20 protein-coding genes, 1 pseudogene and 1 riboswitch are annotated in these 17,926 nt (G+C 66.4%); of the genes and pseudogenes, 9 read left to right on the top strand and 12 right to left on the bottom strand.

Annotation, left to right across the window (positions count from 1 at the left end; translation table 11 throughout):
* Positions 1-62 precede the first annotated feature (62 nt).
* Positions 63-347, top strand: coding sequence for a GNAT family N-acetyltransferase (locus ACG3SL_RS18770; RefSeq protein WP_448662677.1), 285 nt, complete (start codon positions 63-65; stop codon positions 345-347).
* Between the two features lie 264 nt (positions 348-611).
* On the opposite strand, the gene ACG3SL_RS18765 is transcribed toward ACG3SL_RS18770, so the two are convergent.
* Complete coding sequence (locus ACG3SL_RS18765) at positions 612-2,432, bottom strand: ABCB family ABC transporter ATP-binding protein/permease (RefSeq protein ID WP_448662676.1); 1,821 nt, start codon at positions 2,430-2,432, stop codon at positions 612-614.
* Positions 2,433-2,524: 92 nt separating this feature from the next.
* On the opposite strand from ACG3SL_RS18765, the gene ACG3SL_RS18760 reads away from it, so the two are divergent.
* The gene (locus tag ACG3SL_RS18760) at positions 2,525-2,758 is read left to right on the top strand and encodes a hypothetical protein (RefSeq protein WP_448662675.1); all 234 of its coding nucleotides are present in this window, start codon (positions 2,525-2,527) and stop codon (positions 2,756-2,758) included.
* Positions 2,759-2,820: 62 nt separating this feature from the next.
* Here the strand turns inward: ACG3SL_RS18760 and ACG3SL_RS18755 are convergent, their stop codons facing one another.
* The 5 genes from ACG3SL_RS18755 to ACG3SL_RS18735 all read right to left on the bottom strand — a co-directional run bounded on the left by ACG3SL_RS18755 (position 2,821) and on the right by ACG3SL_RS18735 (position 9,578).
* Positions 2,821-3,777, bottom strand: coding sequence for a phytoene/squalene synthase family protein (locus tag ACG3SL_RS18755; RefSeq protein ID WP_448662674.1), 957 nt, complete (start codon positions 3,775-3,777; stop codon positions 2,821-2,823).
* The gene (locus tag ACG3SL_RS18750) at positions 3,774-4,355 is read right to left on the bottom strand and encodes an LOG family protein (RefSeq protein ID WP_448662673.1); all 582 of its coding nucleotides are present in this window, start codon (positions 4,353-4,355) and stop codon (positions 3,774-3,776) included. The genes ACG3SL_RS18755 and ACG3SL_RS18750 overlap by 4 nt, the downstream gene beginning before the upstream one ends.
* Positions 4,352-5,830 (bottom strand): phytoene desaturase, encoded by a 1,479-nt coding sequence (locus ACG3SL_RS18745; RefSeq protein ID WP_448662672.1) that lies wholly within the window; start codon positions 5,828-5,830, stop codon positions 4,352-4,354. The genes ACG3SL_RS18750 and ACG3SL_RS18745 overlap by 4 nt, the downstream gene beginning before the upstream one ends.
* Positions 5,827-6,990, bottom strand: coding sequence for a lycopene beta-cyclase CrtY (crtY, locus tag ACG3SL_RS18740; RefSeq protein ID WP_448662671.1), 1,164 nt, complete (start codon positions 6,988-6,990; stop codon positions 5,827-5,829). Before crtY ends, ACG3SL_RS18745 begins: the two co-directional genes overlap by 4 nt.
* Before the next feature lie 89 nt (positions 6,991-7,079).
* Positions 7,080-9,578 carry a TonB-dependent receptor domain-containing protein gene (locus ACG3SL_RS18735; protein WP_448662670.1) on the bottom strand — a complete coding sequence of 833 codons (2,499 nt, stop codon included), beginning with the start codon at positions 9,576-9,578 and terminating at the stop codon, positions 7,080-7,082.
* 267 nt (positions 9,579-9,845) lie between these two features.
* Here ACG3SL_RS18735 and ACG3SL_RS18730 point away from each other — a divergent pair, with 267 nt between their 5' ends.
* The 5 genes and pseudogenes from ACG3SL_RS18730 (at position 9,846) to ACG3SL_RS18710 (ending at position 15,036) form a co-directional block, all read left to right on the top strand.
* Entirely contained in the window at positions 9,846-10,628 is a 783-nt protein-coding gene (locus ACG3SL_RS18730; RefSeq protein ID WP_448662669.1) for a sterol desaturase family protein, read from the top strand.
* Positions 10,510-10,983, top strand: a complete 474-nt coding sequence (locus ACG3SL_RS18725; RefSeq protein WP_448665169.1) for a DUF2141 domain-containing protein — start codon at positions 10,510-10,512, stop codon at positions 10,981-10,983. The genes ACG3SL_RS18730 and ACG3SL_RS18725 overlap by 119 nt, the downstream gene beginning before the upstream one ends.
* A gap of 57 nt (positions 10,984-11,040) precedes the next feature.
* On the top strand, positions 11,041-11,898 hold the full coding sequence (locus ACG3SL_RS18720; RefSeq protein WP_448662668.1) for a MipA/OmpV family protein: 858 nt from the start codon (positions 11,041-11,043) through the stop codon (positions 11,896-11,898).
* Positions 11,899-11,948: 50 nt separating this feature from the next.
* A riboswitch (TPP riboswitch) is annotated at positions 11,949-12,058 on the top strand.
* Between the two features lie 37 nt (positions 12,059-12,095).
* On the top strand, positions 12,096-14,027 hold the full coding sequence (thiC, locus tag ACG3SL_RS18715; RefSeq protein WP_448662667.1) for a phosphomethylpyrimidine synthase ThiC: 1,932 nt from the start codon (positions 12,096-12,098) through the stop codon (positions 14,025-14,027).
* 227 nt (positions 14,028-14,254) lie between these two features.
* Positions 14,255-15,036: pseudogene (locus tag ACG3SL_RS18710) on the top strand (IS5 family transposase).
* Positions 15,037-15,371: 335 nt separating this feature from the next.
* Here the strand turns inward: ACG3SL_RS18710 and ACG3SL_RS18705 are convergent.
* From ACG3SL_RS18705 to ACG3SL_RS18680, 6 genes are all read right to left on the bottom strand, one after another.
* Positions 15,372-15,758, bottom strand: a complete 387-nt coding sequence (locus ACG3SL_RS18705) for a helix-turn-helix domain-containing protein (RefSeq protein ID WP_448662666.1) — start codon at positions 15,756-15,758, stop codon at positions 15,372-15,374.
* A gap of 12 nt (positions 15,759-15,770) precedes the next feature.
* Positions 15,771-16,025: a type II toxin-antitoxin system RelE family toxin gene (locus tag ACG3SL_RS18700; RefSeq protein WP_448662665.1), complete on the bottom strand. Its 255-nt coding sequence runs from the start codon at positions 16,023-16,025 to the stop codon at positions 15,771-15,773.
* A gap of 125 nt (positions 16,026-16,150) precedes the next feature.
* Positions 16,151-16,441: a type II toxin-antitoxin system RelE/ParE family toxin gene (locus tag ACG3SL_RS18695; protein WP_448662664.1), complete on the bottom strand. Its 291-nt coding sequence runs from the start codon at positions 16,439-16,441 to the stop codon at positions 16,151-16,153.
* Positions 16,438-16,680 (bottom strand): type II toxin-antitoxin system ParD family antitoxin, encoded by a 243-nt coding sequence (locus ACG3SL_RS18690; RefSeq protein ID WP_448662663.1) that lies wholly within the window; start codon positions 16,678-16,680, stop codon positions 16,438-16,440. The genes ACG3SL_RS18695 and ACG3SL_RS18690 overlap by 4 nt, the downstream gene beginning before the upstream one ends.
* A 51-nt stretch (positions 16,681-16,731) precedes the next feature.
* Positions 16,732-16,998 (bottom strand): Txe/YoeB family addiction module toxin, encoded by a 267-nt coding sequence (locus tag ACG3SL_RS18685; RefSeq protein WP_448662662.1) that lies wholly within the window; start codon positions 16,996-16,998, stop codon positions 16,732-16,734.
* The gene (locus ACG3SL_RS18680; protein ID WP_448662661.1) at positions 16,995-17,249 is read right to left on the bottom strand and encodes a type II toxin-antitoxin system Phd/YefM family antitoxin; all 255 of its coding nucleotides are present in this window, start codon (positions 17,247-17,249) and stop codon (positions 16,995-16,997) included. Before ACG3SL_RS18680 ends, ACG3SL_RS18685 begins: the two co-directional genes overlap by 4 nt.
* 58 nt (positions 17,250-17,307) lie before the next feature.
* Between ACG3SL_RS18680 and ACG3SL_RS18675 the strand changes: the two genes are divergently transcribed.
* The gene (locus ACG3SL_RS18675; RefSeq protein WP_448662660.1) at positions 17,308-17,505 is read left to right on the top strand and encodes a hypothetical protein; all 198 of its coding nucleotides are present in this window, start codon (positions 17,308-17,310) and stop codon (positions 17,503-17,505) included.
* A gap of 24 nt (positions 17,506-17,529) precedes the next feature.
* Positions 17,530-17,832 carry a LysR family transcriptional regulator gene (locus ACG3SL_RS18670; RefSeq protein ID WP_448662659.1) on the top strand — a complete coding sequence of 101 codons (303 nt, stop codon included), beginning with the start codon at positions 17,530-17,532 and terminating at the stop codon, positions 17,830-17,832.
* Positions 17,833-17,926: the final 94 nt, after the last annotated feature.

Genomic DNA, 17,926 nt, shown 5'->3' with positions numbered 1-17,926 from the left:
CCTCGCTTCTTGTTATGCGTGCAACCTTAGTGGGCGACGCGCGCTTGCCAAGGCTTGGGAGGATGCAGACGATGGAAACGGTACGCGACAATGCGCAGGCGCAGCGCTTCGAGCTGGTCGAGCAGGGGCACGTCGCCCATGCGGACTATGAAATCGACGGCGATGTCGTAGTGTTCACGCACACGATCGTGCCCCCGGCGCTCCAGGGCATGGGCGTCGGCAGCCGGCTGGTCGAAGGCGCACTGGGCCAGGTACGCGCAAGCGGCCGAAAGGTCCGCCCGCTGTGCAGCTTCGTCGCGCGCTATATGGCGCAACACCCCGAATGGCAGGACCTGCGCGAGGCGTGAGGGGCAGGCTGGGGCGGATCGCATTCGGCGCTGATCCCCCCGTATCGACAGGCGAATCGCATAAGAAACGGGAGGGACTATTACACTGTCCGTCATGCTGAATTTATTTCAGCATCCATCGGGCAACAGGCCGTGGCGTCGCTCGTGGAGGGTTGGACCCTGAAACAAGTTCAGGGTGACGACGCATTGTTTGACGCGATCACCCTGCCCACGGGGGGGATGCCAGCGGCGCTTGTCGGGGAGCTTCCTGAATGTCGATCCGGCCTATGCCGCGCCGACGTCCTCGCCCTCTTCGCGCTCCTGCGCCTGCCGGGCCCACATCTCGGCATAGAGCCCGCCCTGGCGGAGCAGCTCGGCGTGCGTGCCCTGCTCGGCGATGCGGCCGGCCTCCATCACGACGATGCGGTCGGCATGGACGATGGTGGACAGGCGGTGGGCGATGACGATCGTGGTGCGGCCCTGTTCGATCGCCTCCAGCGTCGCCTGGATGTCCGCCTCGGTCCGGCTGTCGAGCGCGCTGGTCGCTTCGTCCAGGATCAGGATCGGCGGGTTCTTCACCAGCGTCCGGGCAATCGCCACGCGCTGTTTCTCGCCGCCCGACAGCTTGAGCCCGCGCTCGCCCACGCGCGTGTCGAACCCGTCGGGCAGCGACTGGATGAAGCCCGCAATCGCTGCCCCGCGCGCGGCATTCGCCACGTCCTCCGGCGTCGCGCCTTCGCGGCCATAGGCGATGTTGTAGCCGATCGTGTCGTTGAACAGCACCGTGTCCTGCGGCACGATCCCGATGGCGGCGCGCAGGCTGGCCTGGGTCACGCGGGCGATGTCCTGCCCGTCGATCGTGATCCGCCCGCCGGTCAGGTCATAGAAACGGTACAGCAGCCGCGCGAGCGTGGACTTGCCCGCGCCCGAGGGGCCGACCACCGCCACGGTCGCCCCGGCGGGAATGTCGAGGTCGATGCCTTTCAGGATCGCGCGGTCGGCATCATAGCCGAACGCGACATTCTCGAACCGCACATGCCCGCGCGCCACGGCCAGCGGCTGCGCGCCCGGCACGTCGGTGATTTCGGCGGGGGTATCGACCAGGTCGAACATGCTGCCCATGTCGATCACGCCCTGGCGGATCGTGCGATAGACCATGCCGAGCAGGTCGAGCGGGCGGAACAGCTGGCTGAGCAGCGTCGACACCAGCACGACGTCGCCGGGGGAGAACTCCCCCCGCGCCCAGCCGAACACGATCAGCGCCATCCCCGCGCCCAGCATCGCGTTGGTGATGACGGCCTGACCGATGTTGAGCCATGCCAGCGAATTTTCGCTGACCACCGCCGCGCGCGCATAGGCGGTGACCGCGTCGTCATAGCGCCGCGCCTCGCGCTCCTCGGCGTTGAAATACTTCACGGTCTCGAAATTGAGCAGCGAATCGACGGCGTGCGCGACTGCGCCGGTATCCAGGTCGTTCATCTGCTGGCGCAGCTTGGCCCGCCAGTCGGTCACCCATCGGGTAAAGGCGATGTACACCACCACCATCGTGCACGTGCCCGCGACCAGCCACCAGTTGAAGCGCGTGGCGAAGATGCCGATCACCAGCCCCAGTTCAAGGATCGTCGGGGCGATGTTGAACAGCAGGAAATACAGCATCGTGTCGATGCTCTTGGTCCCGCGCTCGACCACCTTGGTCACCGCGCCGGTGCGCCGCTCCAGGTGGAAGCGCAGCGACAGCGCGTGGAGGTGGCGGAACACGTCGGACGCCAGCCGCTGGGTCGCGATCTGGCCGACCTTTTCGAACACCACGTTGCGCAGATTGTCGAACACCACGCCGCCCAGCCGCGCCGCCGCATAGCCGGCGACCAGCGCGACGACGAGCCACAGCCCGTCGCGCGATCCGCCCGCCATCCGATCGATCGCGCCCTGCAACGCGAACGGCGCGCCATAGACCTGGACCAGCTTGGAACACACGACCAGCGACATCGCGATGACGATGCGCACGCGCAATTGCGGGGCATCGGCGGGCCACAGATAGGGCAGGAATCGCCGCATCGTGCCGAGCATCGGCCGCTCGGGCGCGGAATCAGGTTTTTCGGGAGGCATCAAGCGCGATTTGGGGCGTCCGGCGCCGGGATGCAACGGTCTGGCGGAACAGCATGCGGGCCGCTTCGTTTATACCGCGAAGGGAAACGACGATGGAACCCGTTCTCTACGTTCTCGCGATCATGGGCTGCGGCGACGATTCCGCGCTGTGCAAGCAGGCGCGCGTCGAGCCCGCGCGCTACACCTCGATCATGGCCTGCCAGGAGGCGATGCCCGCCGCGCTCCAGCGCAATACCGACATCGATTATCCGGTCATCAGTGCGACGTGCCAGCGCCAGACGCCGCAAATGGTGCAGAACCGCCCCGCACGCGCCCCGCGCGGGTAAAAAGGGCGCCCCCCAACAACCGTTCGTGCTGAGCCTGTCGAAGCGCCGTGCGTGGCAAAGCCTCAGCGCGGGCGCGTCCACAGATGCGCCGGGCGATGCGCGGAATGGTACAGGTCGCGCCGCCGCACCGCCTGGACAAACGCCCGCGCGATCCACCCCAGCTTGGCCAGCTTGCCCGTGGAGACACGCTGGTCCCACGCCGCCGGCCCCTTTTCCCGGACGTCGCGCGCGATGTCGCCGTAGATTCCCGCCGCCGCCAGCACCGCCCAGGCCGATCGCCGCCCCAGCGCCGGCGTGCCGCCGCGTGCGCTCGCCTCATATTCCTCGGCGCGCCCCGCCAGCCGCGCGGCGAGCAGCGCCAGCTTGCCCCGGTCGGCCATCAGGTCGCTGCGGTCGATGCCCACCTCTGCGAGCCACTCCGCGGGCAAATAGCATCGGCCGGCTGCCGCATCCTCGCCGATGTCGCGGGCGATATTGGCGAGCTGGAACGCCAGCCCCAGGTCGCATGCGCGGTCCAGCACGTCCTGGTCGTCGGGCCGCACGCCCATCACCACCGCCATCATGCAGCCGACCGCGCCGGCGACATGATAGCAATATTGCAGCAGATCGGCTTCGGTCGCGGGCTCGCGGGCGGCGGCGTCGAGCGCGAACCCCTCCACGACATCCCATGCCAGCCGGTGCGGCATCCCCGTCTCGGCGGCGACGATGCGCAGCGAATCGAACGCGGCATCGCCCACCCATTGCCCGGCCAGCGCGGCGCGCGTGCGCGCCCGGATCGCTTCCAGCCGCGCCTGCGGGTCGTCGACGACCGCCATCCCGTGGCCATGGTCCTGCCCATCGGCCAGGTCGTCGCACGCGCGGCACCAGGCATAGAGCATCCACGCCCGCTCGCGCTCCTGTCGCGCGAACAGGCGGCTGGCGGCGGCGAAGCTCTTCGATCCGCGCGCGATCGATTCGCTCGCCGTGGCGACGATCGCCTCGCGCGTCGGCAGCGGCGGAGCGTCGCCGTGCCCGCTCACAGGTCGCTGCGCTGCATGCGGATGATCGGCACGGTGGGCTCGAAATCGTCCATCTTTTCCAGCAGCCGGGGCAGGTCGTAATCGGTCAGCAATATGCCCTGGTGCTGCGGGCGCAGGAAACCGACCTGGCCCATTTTATGCACGAATTCGATCAGCCCGTCGTAGAACCCCGCGACGTTGAGCAGCGCGACGGGCTTGGCATGATAGCCCAGCTGCGCCCAGCTCATCGCTTCCCACAATTCGTCCATCGTGCCGGTGCCGCCGGGGATGGTGAGGAATCCGTCGCTCAATTCGGTGAAGCGTGCCTTGCGCTCATGCATCGTGTCGACGACGTGCAGCTCGGTCAGCCCACGATGCGCGACTTCGGCATTGACCAGCGCCTGCGGGATCACGCCGATCACTTCGCCGCCCGCCGCCAGACAGGCATCGGCCACCGCGCCCATCAGCCCCAGCTTGCCGCCGCCATAGACCACGCCGATGCCGCGTTCGGCAAAGCTGCGGCCAACGTCACGCGCGCATTCGATATAGACCGGATCGGCCGGGGTCGCCGACCCGCAATACACGGCGATACGCTTCACTTGAAATCCTCCAGCATCAGGGCGGCGGTTGCCTTGGCGCTCCCCACCACGCCGGGGATGCCCGCGCCCGGATGCGTGCCCGCACCGACGAAGTACAGGTTGGAAATCGCATCGTCGCGGTTGTGGACCCGGAAATAGGCGCTCTGCGTCAGGATCGGCTCCAGGCTGAAGCCAGACCCCAGATGCGCGTTCAGATCGGTCACGAAATCGGTGGGCGCGTACGAGAATTTGGTGACGATCCGGTCCTTCAGGCCGGGGATCAGCCGCCGTTCGATCTCGGCGATGATCCGCTCCTCCAGCACCGGCGCGACTGCGTCCCAATCGGCGGGGAACTTGCCCAGATGCGGCACGGGGGCCAGCGCATAAAAGGCCGAATGCCCCTCTGGCGCCATGCTCGGGTCGGTCGCGGTCGGGTGGTGCAGGTACAGCGAGAAATCCTCGCTCAGCACGCCATGGTCGTAAATGTCCTCCAGCAACCCCTTGTAGCGCGGGCCAAACAGGATCGAATGGTGAGGCACGTTGGGCACGTCGCCCTTCACCCCGAAATGCAGCACGAACAGCGAGGGCGAGAAGCGCATCCGCTCCAGCTTGTCGGCGGTGCGCTGCGCGGTGCGCGATTCGGCCAGCAGGTGGCGATAGCTGTGGACCACATCGGCGTTGCTCGCCACGGCATCGACGGCAAGGCTGAACCCGCTCTGCGTGCGCACGCCCGTCACCTTGTCGCCCAGCGTGTCGATCGCGGCGACCGGATCGTTCAGCCGCAGCACGCCGCCCAGCCGCTCGAAATGCTTCACCATGCCGGCGACCAGCGTATTGGTGCCGCCCTTGGCGAACCACACCCCGCCGTCGCGCTCCAGCTTGTGGATCAGCGCATAGATCGCGCTGGTCGCCATCGGATTGCCGCCGACCAGCAGCGTGTGGAACGACAGCGCCTCGCGCAGCTTCTCGTTCTTCACGAAGGTCGAGACCATCGCATAGACCGATCGCCACGCCTGGTATTTCATCAGCGCGGGCGCGGCGCGGATCATCGACTTGAAATCGAGGAACGCGACGGTGCCCAGCTTCACATATCCCTGCTCATAGACGCCGGCGGAATATTCCAGGAAGCGGCGGTATCCGGCGACATCCTCGGGGTTCAGCTTGCCGATCTCGGCGGTCAGCAGCGCGTCGTCGTTCGAATAATCGAACGCAGTGCCATCGGGCCAGGACAGCCGGTAAAAGGGCGATACCGGCACCAGTGTGACGTCTTCGGCCAGGTTATGGCCCGAAATCCGCCACAGCTCCTCCAGCGCGTCGGGCGCAGTGATGACGGTGGGGCCGCCATCGAACACGAACCCGTCCTTCTCCCAGTAATAAGCGCGCCCGCCCGGCTTGTCGCGCGCTTCGATAATCGTCGTGTCGATGCCCGCCGATTGCAGGCGGATGGCAAGCGCGAGCCCGCCAAAGCCTGCGCCGATCACTGCAACCCGCTTCATCGTCTTTTTCCCCAAATTGCCCGTATCGCGCGCCCCACTGGCACCGGCGGCTTGCCGGTCAGGATTCGCGCGCGATCGAAAAGGCTGGACTGACCGGCATAGAAGCGCCCGATCAGCCCGGCGTCCAGCGCATAGAAACGTTCGAGCACGCGGTATCGTGCCGCCGGCTCGGCCGCCTTGAACAACATCGCGGTCAGCATCCGATAATATCCGCGCCGGCGCCAGGTGGCGCGGGCATGGCGATGGAGCAGCGCGTGCAGCGCCACGCCCTCGACCAGCCCCGAATCGGCGATCAGCACCGCGGTGCGCACGGCATCGGGCAGCGAATAGCTGGTCAGCGGGTGGAACAGCGCGGCGCGCATCCCCGCCTTTGCCACCCCTTCGCCGCCGGAGCGCCAATAGGCGTCGAAATCGCCGCCATAGGCCACCGGCAGCACGCCGCCTTCCTCGCGCAGCACGCGCGCGACCTGCCATCCGCGCGCCGCGCCATAGGCGTCGATCCGCGTGCCCAGTGCCGCTGTGTCCAGATCGGGCGTGTCGCTGTAATAGGTATCCTCGATAAACAGGCGCGTCGGGGTGAAGGGCAGGCAATAGACGAATCGATAGCCGTCGATCTGCTCGACGGTCGCGTCCATCACCACCGGCCGCTTCAGACCATGGGGCCGCGCGGTCTCGATCTCGCGGCCGAAGAATTTCTGCCAGCCGGCATCGAAATGCCCGGTGTCGCCGCTGCCCCGGCAATCGATCACGCCGCGCGCCGCGATCCGGGTGCCGTCGTCCAGCACGGCGGCTGTGTCGCTCACCGATACCGCGCCGCGCCCCAGCACCAGCGCCTCGGGCGGCAACGTCTCGCGCACCACCGCGTCGAGCCGAGCGGATTCGATCGAGTAATAGGATGCCTTGAGCGTCCGGCGATACCGGGGAAAGGCGATGTCGTACGCGGTCCAGCCATGGCCGAACAACGGCGCGACCAGCCAGCGATGGTCCGGCGCGATATCGCTGGCAAAGAACGACCACAGATGGTTGCCGCCGATGACCGGCGACGCGTCGATCAGCCGCACGTCGAGCCCCGGCTGCTTGCGGGCCAGCGCGAGCGCGATCAGCCCTCCGGCCAGGCCGCCGCCGACAATGGCTATGTCGCAGGTGATCGTTGCCGGCATTCGCTCCGTCTAGCCGAAGCGCGGTGCGGATTAAAGGCCGGGGGTGGTCCGGGCGTGGCGGGGGCGGCCCTGCCCGGACCGGGCGCGGTTCAGAAGCTGTACCGCGCCGATGCAGAAACCGTGCGGCCGTTGACCGATCGCGCCCAGCCGATGCCGTTGGTGGGCACCTGGCTCTGGTTGATCTCGAAATAGCCTGCGGTGTTGAACAGGTTGCTCGCGTTGAGCATCAGCGCCACCCGCTCGATCGGGCGCACCACGATAAAGGCGTTGACCACGGTAAAGCCGGGCATCCGCAACAGGTTGCTGTCCTGCGCATAGCTGCCGGTGATCGTGACCACGTTCGCACCCAGCGTGACATTGCGCAGCTCGACCTGGGGCGTGGCCTCCAGCGTCCAGGACGGCTGGTGGCGCGGCTCCTTGCCGGTCAGCGTGGGGTCGAGCTTGTCCTGCTTGATCTTGGCCTTGGTATAGGTCGCGCCCGCCGTCAGGCTGAACGGGCCCTGGCGGATGCTGCCCTCCATCTCGACGCCGTGCGCGCTATAGCTGCGGATGGTCTGGTTGGCCGATCCGTTGAGCACATTATGGTCGTCGGCGCTGGCCTTGAACGCCGTGACGTTGAGCGTGGCGCCGGCCTTGCGGAACTTGAACCCGCCTTCCAGCTGGCGGACTTCGTCATATTTGTCGCTCGAGTCCGCGACGCTGCCGTCGGTCGCGCTGACCACCGGCGTGAACAGCACCTTGTCGGCATTGGCGCGCGCCCCCCGGCTATAGCGGCCGAATACCGAGAAGAACTCGGCAACGCGATAATTGACGCCGCCGGAATAGCTGAAATAGCCGTAATTATAGTTGACGGGTGCCGGCTTATCGAGCGGCAGGAACGCGACGCGCGTTTCCGGCGCGATGATCTTGCCATCGCCATTGACGTCAAGGCTGACCAGCCCGTTGCGCCCGCCACCCAGATCGGCACCGATCAGGCTGCCGCGCACACGCCCGCTGTCATAGCGCAGGCTGCCGCCGATCGCGATCTTGCCGACATGGTAATTCACCGAGCCATAGGGCGCGAGAATGTCGTACGACACGTCGAAGATACGGCGGAACTTGCTGCCGTTGCGGCTGAACGCGTAGAATCCGTCCAGCGTCTGCGCGACGCCGCCGGCGCTGGTGATGTTGACCATCGCGGTCTTGCCGTTGCCCGCGACATCGGTGTCGATCGCCGAATGCAGCCATTCGGCGCGGAGCTTCTGGTTGGCCTTGTACAGGCCCGCCGTCACGGTCAGGTCGCCGCGCCCCATCTTGAACACCCGCGTCGCGCGCAGATCGTTGGTGAAATTGTCGAGCGACCGCGCGCGGGTCTGCGCCATGTACGAAAAGGCGAGCAGCCCGTTGCCGTTGATGAGCGATCCCGGCGCGATCACCGTGCCCGCATTGGGGCCGCTGGCATAGGTGGCGACGGCGCCGGTGCCCGCCTGTGATGCGGCCAGCGTCGATACCGGTGCGACGTTCGACGGGAAGACGCGCAGGAAGTCGCCCGAATTGGCCGAATAGCGCGCGCGCTCGCTGATCGTGAAGCCGGCGATCTCGAACTGCGCCTCCAGCCCCACCGACTTGCTCACCGGATGCATGCCGTTGTCGGTCGAGAAACGGCGCAGCGTGTTGGTGCCGTCCAGCGTGGTCACCGGGCGGAGATAGGGCGAGAGCAGCGAATCCTTGCGGATGTCGAAGCCGGGGAAGCTCTCGATCACCGGCTTGGCGTCGGTGCCGGTGATCTTGACCGGATAGGGGGCAAAGGTGGGCGAGCGATCGTCGAGATATTTGGCGTGGACGCGGATATAGCCATTGGCGAACTGGCGCGTGACGTTGAAGCGGACCTGTCCGCCCTTGTACCCGGTAAAGCCGATGTCGCGCGGGCCTTCGCCCGAATGATAATAGCCGCCGACATGGAACCGCCAGCCGCCGCCCAGGCTGTTGCCGTAATCGAAGTCGACGCGCTTGTCGCCGTAATCAAGGCCCGTGCTGACCTGCACCGCGCCGCCCGGCGTGTCGCCGGTCTTGGACAACAGGTTGATGACGCCGCCGGGTGCGTTGGACGAGAAGGTCGAGCCCGATCCGCCGCGGATCGATTCGATCTGGGCGACATTGAAATCGGCGCGCATGAAGACGTCGGCGGCGACGTTGAAGATGTCGCCGAATTCGAGCACGGGGAGCCCGTCTTCCTGCATCTGCATATATTTGGAGCCACCGGCAGCCAGCGGCAGGCCGCGCACGGTGTAATTGGCGTTGCCGTCGCCGATCCCGGATTCGACGCGCAGGCCCGGCATGGTGCGCAGGATGTCGCCCAGCGGGCGCGGCCCCAGCTTCTCGAACTCGCTCGCGCGATAGGCGCTGGTCGAGGTGGCGCTGTCCAGCCGGTCGCGCCCCTTGGCGACGCCGGTGGAAAATACTTCCTTTTCGGGGGCTGCTTTATGGGGGGCGGGCTTTTCGGGCGCCGGCTTCGCGGTCGCGTGCGGCGGGCTTTCTGCCGATTGCGCCCATGCCGGGTGGCTGACGACACTCGCGGTGAACGCGAGCAAAAGATGACGAGCCTTCACAAAGCCTACTCCAATACGCCCTCTCCCTCAATTCGGGATTATAGAAGGCCACGGAGCGGGGCGTTCCCTCAAGAAGTCAGAATCTGCTGCGGTACGTGTTTCGCCGTATCGCGGGCATGTTTCAGGAACGGGCCCTTCGGCGGGGGATATACTGGAGAAGATTGGCGGCTGTTCATCCCGGTGCCTATGTTATATTGCGGTGCGGCAAATTGCGCCCGGCAAAGCGGGCATTTGCCGCCGGGGCTGCGAAGGAGTAGCCAGCGAGCGATGAATGTCGCGCTTGCCCTCGCCCTTGCCGCACTTGCGATGACGCTGATCGTCGGCGTGCGCTATCTGCTCGCCTCGGCGGCGTTCGCGCTCGCCACGCGCGTGCGGCATCCCGGCCTGTATGCGGGGCTCGACAAGCAGATCGGGCGCGAAATCTGGTGGAGCCTCGTCTCCGCCGCGATCTATGGCGTGCCCGCAGGGCTGGTGGCGTGGAGTTGGCAGCATCTGGGGTGGACGCGGATCTACGCGGACGTCCACGCCTGGCCGCTCTGGTATCTGCCGGTGTCGGTGCTGCTCTATCTCTTTGCGCACGACACCTGGTTCTATTGGACGCACCGGCTGATGCACCGCCCGCGCTGGTTCCGCGTCGCGCATGCGGTCCATCACGCCAGCCGCCCGCCCACGGCATGGGCGGCGATGAGCTTTCATCCGATCGAGGCGATCAGCGGCGCTGTGGTAATTCCGCTACTGGTCTTCGTGATTCCCATTCATGTCGGCGCACTTGGGCTGGTCCTCACCGTCATGACGGTTATGGGAGTGACCAATCACATGGGTTGGGAAATGTTCCCCGACTTCGTCACGCGGGGGCGATTGGGGGCATGGCTCATCACGGCGAGCCATCACCAGCGCCACCACGATTTCTATGGATGCAATTATGGCCTCTATTTCCGCGTCTGGGATCGGCTTTGCGGCACGGACAAGGGGCTCGGCGACTTTACGCGCAGCCGCCGCGCTGGGGTGCCTGACGGCGCTGGGCGGGTTCACGCCCGTAGGCAGCCTTGAGGTAGAGATCGTCCGGCTGCGGTCGGACAAGGGGATGCTGCGGCTGTGCCTGACGGCAACGCCGGGCAATTTCCCGACGTGCAAGGATGGCGCCGACGGCATCACCCGCAGCGTGCCCGCCCGTGCGGGACACATCACGCTCGATGGGCTGCCGCTCGGCAGCTATGCGATCGCGATCATCCATGACGAGAATGGCAACGGCAAGCTCGATACGGTGATGGGCATCCCGCGCGAAGGCTTCGGCTTTTCGCGCAATCCGGCGATCGGCTTCGGCCCCCCGCGCTTCTCCGCCGCGCAGTTCGGGCTGAGCACTGGTGCCGAAAGGCAACAGGTCAGGATTCGCTACCTGCTGTGAGGGAACCGGGGGCCGCAGGCTGAGTTTCGCACCTGCAACATTCCCCGGAGACTTCCCATGGCCTCGCGCCCCGTATTGCTTCTCGCCGCGCTGGTCGCGGCATCCCCTGCGCTCGCGCAGGAAACGACCCAGGCTCCTGCCGACACCACCATCGATACCAGCGGCGATTTCGCCATGGTCGGTGCAGGCGCCGCGATCATGCCGGATTATGAAGGGTCGAACGACTATCGCTTCTCGCCGATCCCCGCCGCCGTGGGTCGGGTGGGCGGCTTCAACTTCCAGGTGCTGGGCAACCGCGCCAGCGTCGACCTGATCGACGACGGCAACGGCCCCGGGTGGGATATCCAGGCCGGCCCGGTCGGCGTGGTCAACTTCAACCGCACCCGGATGAAGAGCATCGAGGACACGCGCATCAAGGCGCTGGGCAAGATCGACACGGCCTATGAGGCCGGCGCCTATTTCGGCATCGGCCGCGTCGGCGTGATCACCAGCGAATATGACCGCCTGTCGGTATCGGTCAGCTATCGCCACGATGTCGGCAGCGTGCATGACGCGGGCATCCTTCAGCCCTCGATCACCTATATGACGCCGCTCAGCCGCAAGGCGATGGTAACGGTGTTCGGCTCGGCCGAGCGCGTCGAACAGGGCTATGCCCGCACCTATTTCGGCGTCACGCCCCAGGGCTCGGCGGCGAGCGGCCTCGCAGTCTATGACCCGCGCGGCGGCTGGAAGAGCTGGACCGCTGGCGTGGGCGGCGCGCTGTCGCTGACCGGTGACTTGACCGGCGGGCTCCAGCTTGTCGGTGGCGCCACCTATAGCCGCCTGCTCGGCGACTTCGCCGACTCGCCGATCGTCAGCGATGCCGGCGCCAAGGGCCAGTGGATCGGCGTCGCCGGGCTCGCGCTCTCCTTCTGACGCAACGTGGCGGCAAGGGGGTTCCTTGCCGCCGCCAAGCTGCTACAACACCGTCATCCCCGGGGGAGCGCCGATCCGCGCTTGAGAGGGGGGCAGGAGCCCCCGACCCGCTGAACCTGATCCGGTTGACACCGGCGTAGGGAGGGAGCGGTTCTTACCCAAGGTCCGTCTCTCCCCGTCACAAGGAGTAGACGAGCATGGCCGACATTCCCGCAAAGCCTGTCCTGAGCGTCGCCGCAGGCGGCGTCGAAGGGACCGAAATCGGTGTCACCACCGGCCCGATCCGCGGCTCGCGCAAGATCTATGTCGGCGAGCGCCGCGTCGCGATGCGCGAAATCCATCTCGAGCCCGGCAGCGGCGAGCCGCCGGTGCGCGTCTATGACACGTCGGGCCCCTATACCGATCCCGACGCCCGCATCGACATTCAGGCGGGCCTTGCCCCGATCCGCCGCGACTGGATTCTGGCGCGCGGCGATGTCGAGCAGGTCACGCCGCGCGAGGTCCGCCCCGAGGATAACGGCCAGCTCGGCCCCGACCGCAGCGGCGGCGTCGAGCCCTTCCCGACGACCGGCAAGCTGCCGCTGCGCGCCAAGCCGGGGATGAACGTCAGCCAGATGCACTATGCCCGGCGCGGCATCATCACGCCCGAGATGGAATATGTCGCCGAGCGCGAGAATCTGGGCCGGGCGCGACTGGCCGAATATGTCCGCGACGGCGAGAGCTTCGGCGCGTCGATCCCGGACTATGTCACCCCCGAATTCGTCCGCGACGAAGTGGCGCGCGGCCGCGCGATCATCCCGTCGAACATCAACCACCCCGAATCCGAACCGATGGCGATCGGCCGCAATTTCCTGGTCAAGATCAACGCCAATATCGGCAACAGCGCGGTCGCATCGAACGTCGCGGCGGAAGTCGACAAGCTCGTCTGGTCGATCCGCTGGGGCGCGGACACGGTGATGGACCTGTCGACGGGGCGCAACATCCACGACACCCGCGAATGGATCCTGCGCAACAGCCCCGTGCCGATCGGCACCGTCCCCATCTATCAGGCGCTGGAAAAGGTCGGCGGCGTCGCCGAGGAGCTGACCTGGGAAATCTTCCGCGACACGCTGATCGAACAGGCCGAACAGGGCGTGGACTACTTCACGATCCATGCCGGCGTGCGGCTCGGCTATATCCCGATGGCGGCGCGGCGCGTCACCGGCATCGTCTCGCGCGGCGGCTCGATCATGGCGAAATGGTGCCTGGCGCACCACAAGGAGAGCTTCCTCTACGAGCGCTTCGACGAGATCACCGAGATCATGAAGGCGTATGACATCGCCTATTCGCTCGGCGACGGCCTGCGCCCCGGCAGCATCGCCGACGCCAATGACGAGGCCCAGTTCAGCGAGCTGTACACGCTCGGCGAACTCACCCACCGCGCGTGGAAGAGCGACGTCCAGGTCATGATCGAGGGCCCCGGCCATGTGCCGATGCACAAGATCAAGGAAAACATGGAAAAGCAGCTGGAGGTGTGCGGCGAAGCGCCCTTCTACACGCTCGGGCCGCTCACCACCGATATCGCGCCCGGCTATGACCATATCACCAGCGGCATCGGCGCGGCGCAGATCGGCTGGTACGGCACGGCGATGCTCTGTTACGTCACCCCCAAGGAGCATCTGGGCCTGCCCGACCGCGACGATGTGAAGGTCGGCGTAGTCACCTACAAACTCGCCGCCCACGCCGCCGACCTCGCCAAGGGGCACCCGGCAGCCCAGGTCCGCGACAACGCGCTGTCAAAGGCACGCTTCGAGTTCCGCTGGCGCGACCAGTTCAACCTGTCTTTGGACCCGGACACCGCCGAGCAGTATCACGACCAGACCCTGCCTGCGGAGGGCGCCAAGACCGCGCATTTCTGTTCGATGTGCGGCCCGAAATTCTGCTCGATGCAGATTTCGCAGGAAGTGCGGGCGTTTGCGGCAAAGCAGAACCAGGGCGTCGAGGGCTTCATCGCCACCGGGCCGACGGGCGCGGAATCCGCAGCGGCTAGCAAGGCGGCGGCGCTGAAGGGGATGGAAGAGATGAGCCGCGTGTTCAAGGAAACCGGCAGCGAACTGTATATGGGGAGCGGGGGACGGGAGCGGGATTGAATTTGGGGACCACTGCCTCGCTCTATGCTAAGGGCGGGGCAGTGTTCTTTGGGCGCTAGACGCGGCGGTCAGGCACACCATGCATTTAATCGAAATCTCCCCGGCGGGCTCTTTCTAGGCGCCATTCCGCCGCTTGGACGTCGTGCTTTAGCCTAGGCTGTGTTGACAAAGTGGATTCCCAAACGGCCTGATCTCTGATTCAAGGCTGCTTTTTGCGGGGAGCAGCAATGGCGCGGGGCGATCTCACGGACGAAGAATGGGCGGTGCTCGAAGGCCTGCTGCCATCCGAGCGCGGCCGAAAGGCGCGCCCTGCCCATGACAACCGGCGATTTCTGAACGGCATGCTGCATGTGCTGCGGGTCGGCTGCCCCTGGCGCGACATGCACGAGCGCTACGGCAAGTGGAACTCGGTCTATGTGCGGTTCCGGCGTTGGGCGGAACAAGGCGTCTGGGATGCGATGCTGGCCACGCTGGTCGATTTCGGGCTGACCGACGACTGGCAGCACATGATCGACAGCACCACGGTTCGCGGCCATGTTTCGGCAGCGGGCGCTAAAGGGGGACTCATAAGGAGGCTTTTGGTCGATCACGCGGCGGCTTTACGTGCAAAGTCCACGCCCGCTGTGACAATCAGGGACGCCCTCTCGGCTTCGTCCTGACCGGCGGCGAAGCGTCGGATTACGGCACTGTCGATGACCTCATGGCGCTGCCGGTCAACAAGCCCAAGGCGCTGCTGGCCGACAAAGGCTATGACGGCGATGCGGTCCGGGAGAACCTGTTGATCCGCGGCATCCTGCCGATCATCCCGCCAAAGGCCAACCGGCGCGAACCCATCGCTTGCGACTTCCGTCGATACCGGGACCGGAACCGCATCGAGCGCATGTTCGGGCACCTCAAGCATCAACGCCGCATTGCCACCCGCTACGACAAGACCGCGCTGTCCTTCGCCAGTTTCCTCAATCTCGCCGCCATCCGCAGATGGTTGCCCAACTTTGTCAACAGGGCCTAGGGTGATCCTTGTGCCGCACCACGATGGACTCAAAGCTGAGGTCAAGCCTGTCGGCCTTAGCAAGAGCTTTTAGGCCTTGCTGAATTTTGGAGTCTCTTACCAACCTTGAAAGTAACTCGACGGGATCGTAACGCACCATCATAGCGCGTGTAGCCGTTGCCGGTCGACCGATCAGTCGCTCATATTCATTTACGGCTTCCGAGATCTCCTCGCCGATTTGCCAATCTCCCAACTCTTTCTCCTTCATGCTCGACGCGCGGCGCTATGCCCAATCTTCAAGCCGGCTGAATGCCGCGTGGGTGTTCGCGATAGGTTACGGCACCCGCAGGGGCGCGTTATTCCCCCTCCTCCAACGCCCAAACCGGCGCATCCAGCGCCGCCGCCAGCTTGCGCCGCGTCTCGCGCGAGCCATAGCCGCCGCCGGATTCGATCCGCCCGACCCACGCCTGGCTCAGCCCTGCCTGCTTCGCCAGCGCCGCCTGGCTCAGCCCGCGATACCGCCGCCATGCGCCCAGCGGCGACAGGCCGTCGATCACCATCAGGTGCACGACCTCGCCGGGCACCGTCTCTTCGCCCGCATCGATCCGCGCCTTGATCGCCTGCGCATCGGCTAGATCCTCGCCCTCCTCGGCCAGCGCGCGCAGCCGCTCGTAATCCTGCGCGGTCAGCACCACCATCTCGGTGCCGTCGGGTGCGGTGAAGCGCTGGGGCTGGTAGGTCATGGCTCGCTTCCTTCAGTCATAGGCCGATCCACGCGGCGCCACCCGGAGGATCTGGAGCACGACGCCGTCGTGATAGACCACCCGCCAGTCGCCTATCCGCAGCCGCATCAAACCCTCGCCGCCTTTCAGCGCGGTTACATTGTTCGCCAGCGCTTCGGGTTCCGCCGCGAGTTGCTCGATCTTGGCGACGATCCGCGCCGCCGTCCGGCGATCCAGCCGCGACAGGACCTTCAGCGCGTCCCGGCTATAAGCGATCGCCTTGGGCATGCGCGCGTTCTAATATGATTCGCTTTTAAAATCGATAACAAATCCGCATGGCGGAGCCGGGCGACCGAGGTTCCCGGAGCTGCATAGCCGACCCGCCCTCCGACACGGGCACCGGTGCACAAGGGCTAAAGATGCCGCACCGGGTCCATCGCCTTGTGCAGCACGCGCGCAATCAACACGTTTTCCGCCCGCACAAAATAGAAGATCCGATGTTCGCCCGCCGGAAGGCTGCGCAGGTCCGGCGAGAGGTCGGGTCGGGCAATGCCCAGTTCGGGGAAATCCGAAAGCCGGTCGAACGCGGCATGGATCATCCGCAGATAGGCTTCGGCAACGGCCCGACCATGCTGCGCGATGCCATAGTCGAGGATTCCGTCGAGGTCGGAATCGGCGCCACGACTGAGCGTGACGGGGATCAATCCACGCCGTCCCGCTTCCGGCGATCGGCGATGATGTCCTCGATCGTGCGCTCGCTAACCCCCGACGCCAGCCCCGCGTCGATCGCAGCCTTCAGCGCGGCCAGCTTCTCGGCATGTTCTGCATCCCGCCGGATCAAATCGCGCACATAGTCGCTGGTGCTGCTGTAGCGCCCCTCGGCGACGCGCTGCTCGGCCCAGCTCTTGAGCTTGTCGGGGATCGAGATGTTCATCTGTGCCATGCGGCTCTTATACGATTTTGCGCTAAAATCGCCAAGCGCCCGCCGCGCGGATCAATAGTGATAGCGGCACTGCGCGACTTCCAGCGCCCGCCCGTCGCCCTTGCCGCTGACCCGGTACACCAGCCGCTCGTCCCACCCGATCCGCCGCGACCACCAGCCGCCCAGGTTCCCGCCCAGCGGCTCTGGCTTGCCGATCCCGAGAAACGGGTCGCGCGTGCATTCCTTCAGGATCGCGTTGAGCCGCGCCAGCCCCTTGGGGTCTTCCGCCTGCCAGGCGAGATAGTCTTCCCACGCGCTCGGCCAGAAGACGAGCTTCACGGCTCGATCAGTTCGTGTTCTTCACCTTCGCCGGCTTCCAGCCCGGCGATCGCCTCCAGCAGCCGTTTGGCATTGGCGGGCGAGCGCAGCAGGTACAGCGTCTCTTCGATCGACTCCCACTCGCTGGCCGAGATCATCACCACGCCTTCGCCCTTCTGGCGCGTGATCGCGACCGGCGCCTTGTCGTCGACGGCGCGGTCCATCACGGCCTTGAGATTGGCGCGGGCATCGGAGAAGCTGAGCGAGTACATGGCCTATATGTACAATATTCGGTACAAGCATCAAGCCGCCCATCACAAGGACCCCGCCATGGACCCCGAACCCCATCCCCTCGCCACGCCCCAGGCCGCCCGCGCCGCGATTCGCTTCGGCGAGCGTGTCGTGATGGAGGCGGAGGTGCGAGTCACGCCGCTCGGGCTGCTTGCGCTGGGCGGGCTGGCCGCGGCGGTGCTGTTGTCGGTTCCGCCGATCGTACGGGCGGCGCGGACGCGGGGACTTCCAATGTAGGATCTGGTCTGCTTCATAGGCGGAATGGAACAAACAAAGAACGCCGACTCGCCCGCCCGCCGCGCGCACTGGACGCCTGCGCGCCAGCGTATCTTCCTCGTCGCGCTGCTGGAGAGCGGCAGCGTCGCGCAGGCCGCGCGCGCGGCGGGGATGTCGCGGTCCAGCGCGCATCGGCTGCGGCTACGGCTGGCGGGCACCCCGTTCGATCGCGCCTGGGACCAGGTGCTGGCCAGCCACGCCCGCCGCATGGCCGATCCCTTCGCGCGCGACGCACCGCCGCCCGCTGCGCCGCCCGGCCCTCCCGGCGGCGCGACGGTGGCGCGCTAGTGGCGCGTCCGGGGCGCGCGGGTGGCGCGGCGGTGTCGCGTCGGTGTCGCCTCGCCGGCGCCTGCCCGGCGCGTCGCGGGCGCTTCGGGCGAAA

The organism is Sphingomonas degradans, assembly GCF_053502645.1.
The sequence above is the reverse complement of the archived record's forward strand: the minus strand, read 5'-3'. Positions and strand labels throughout refer to the sequence as shown.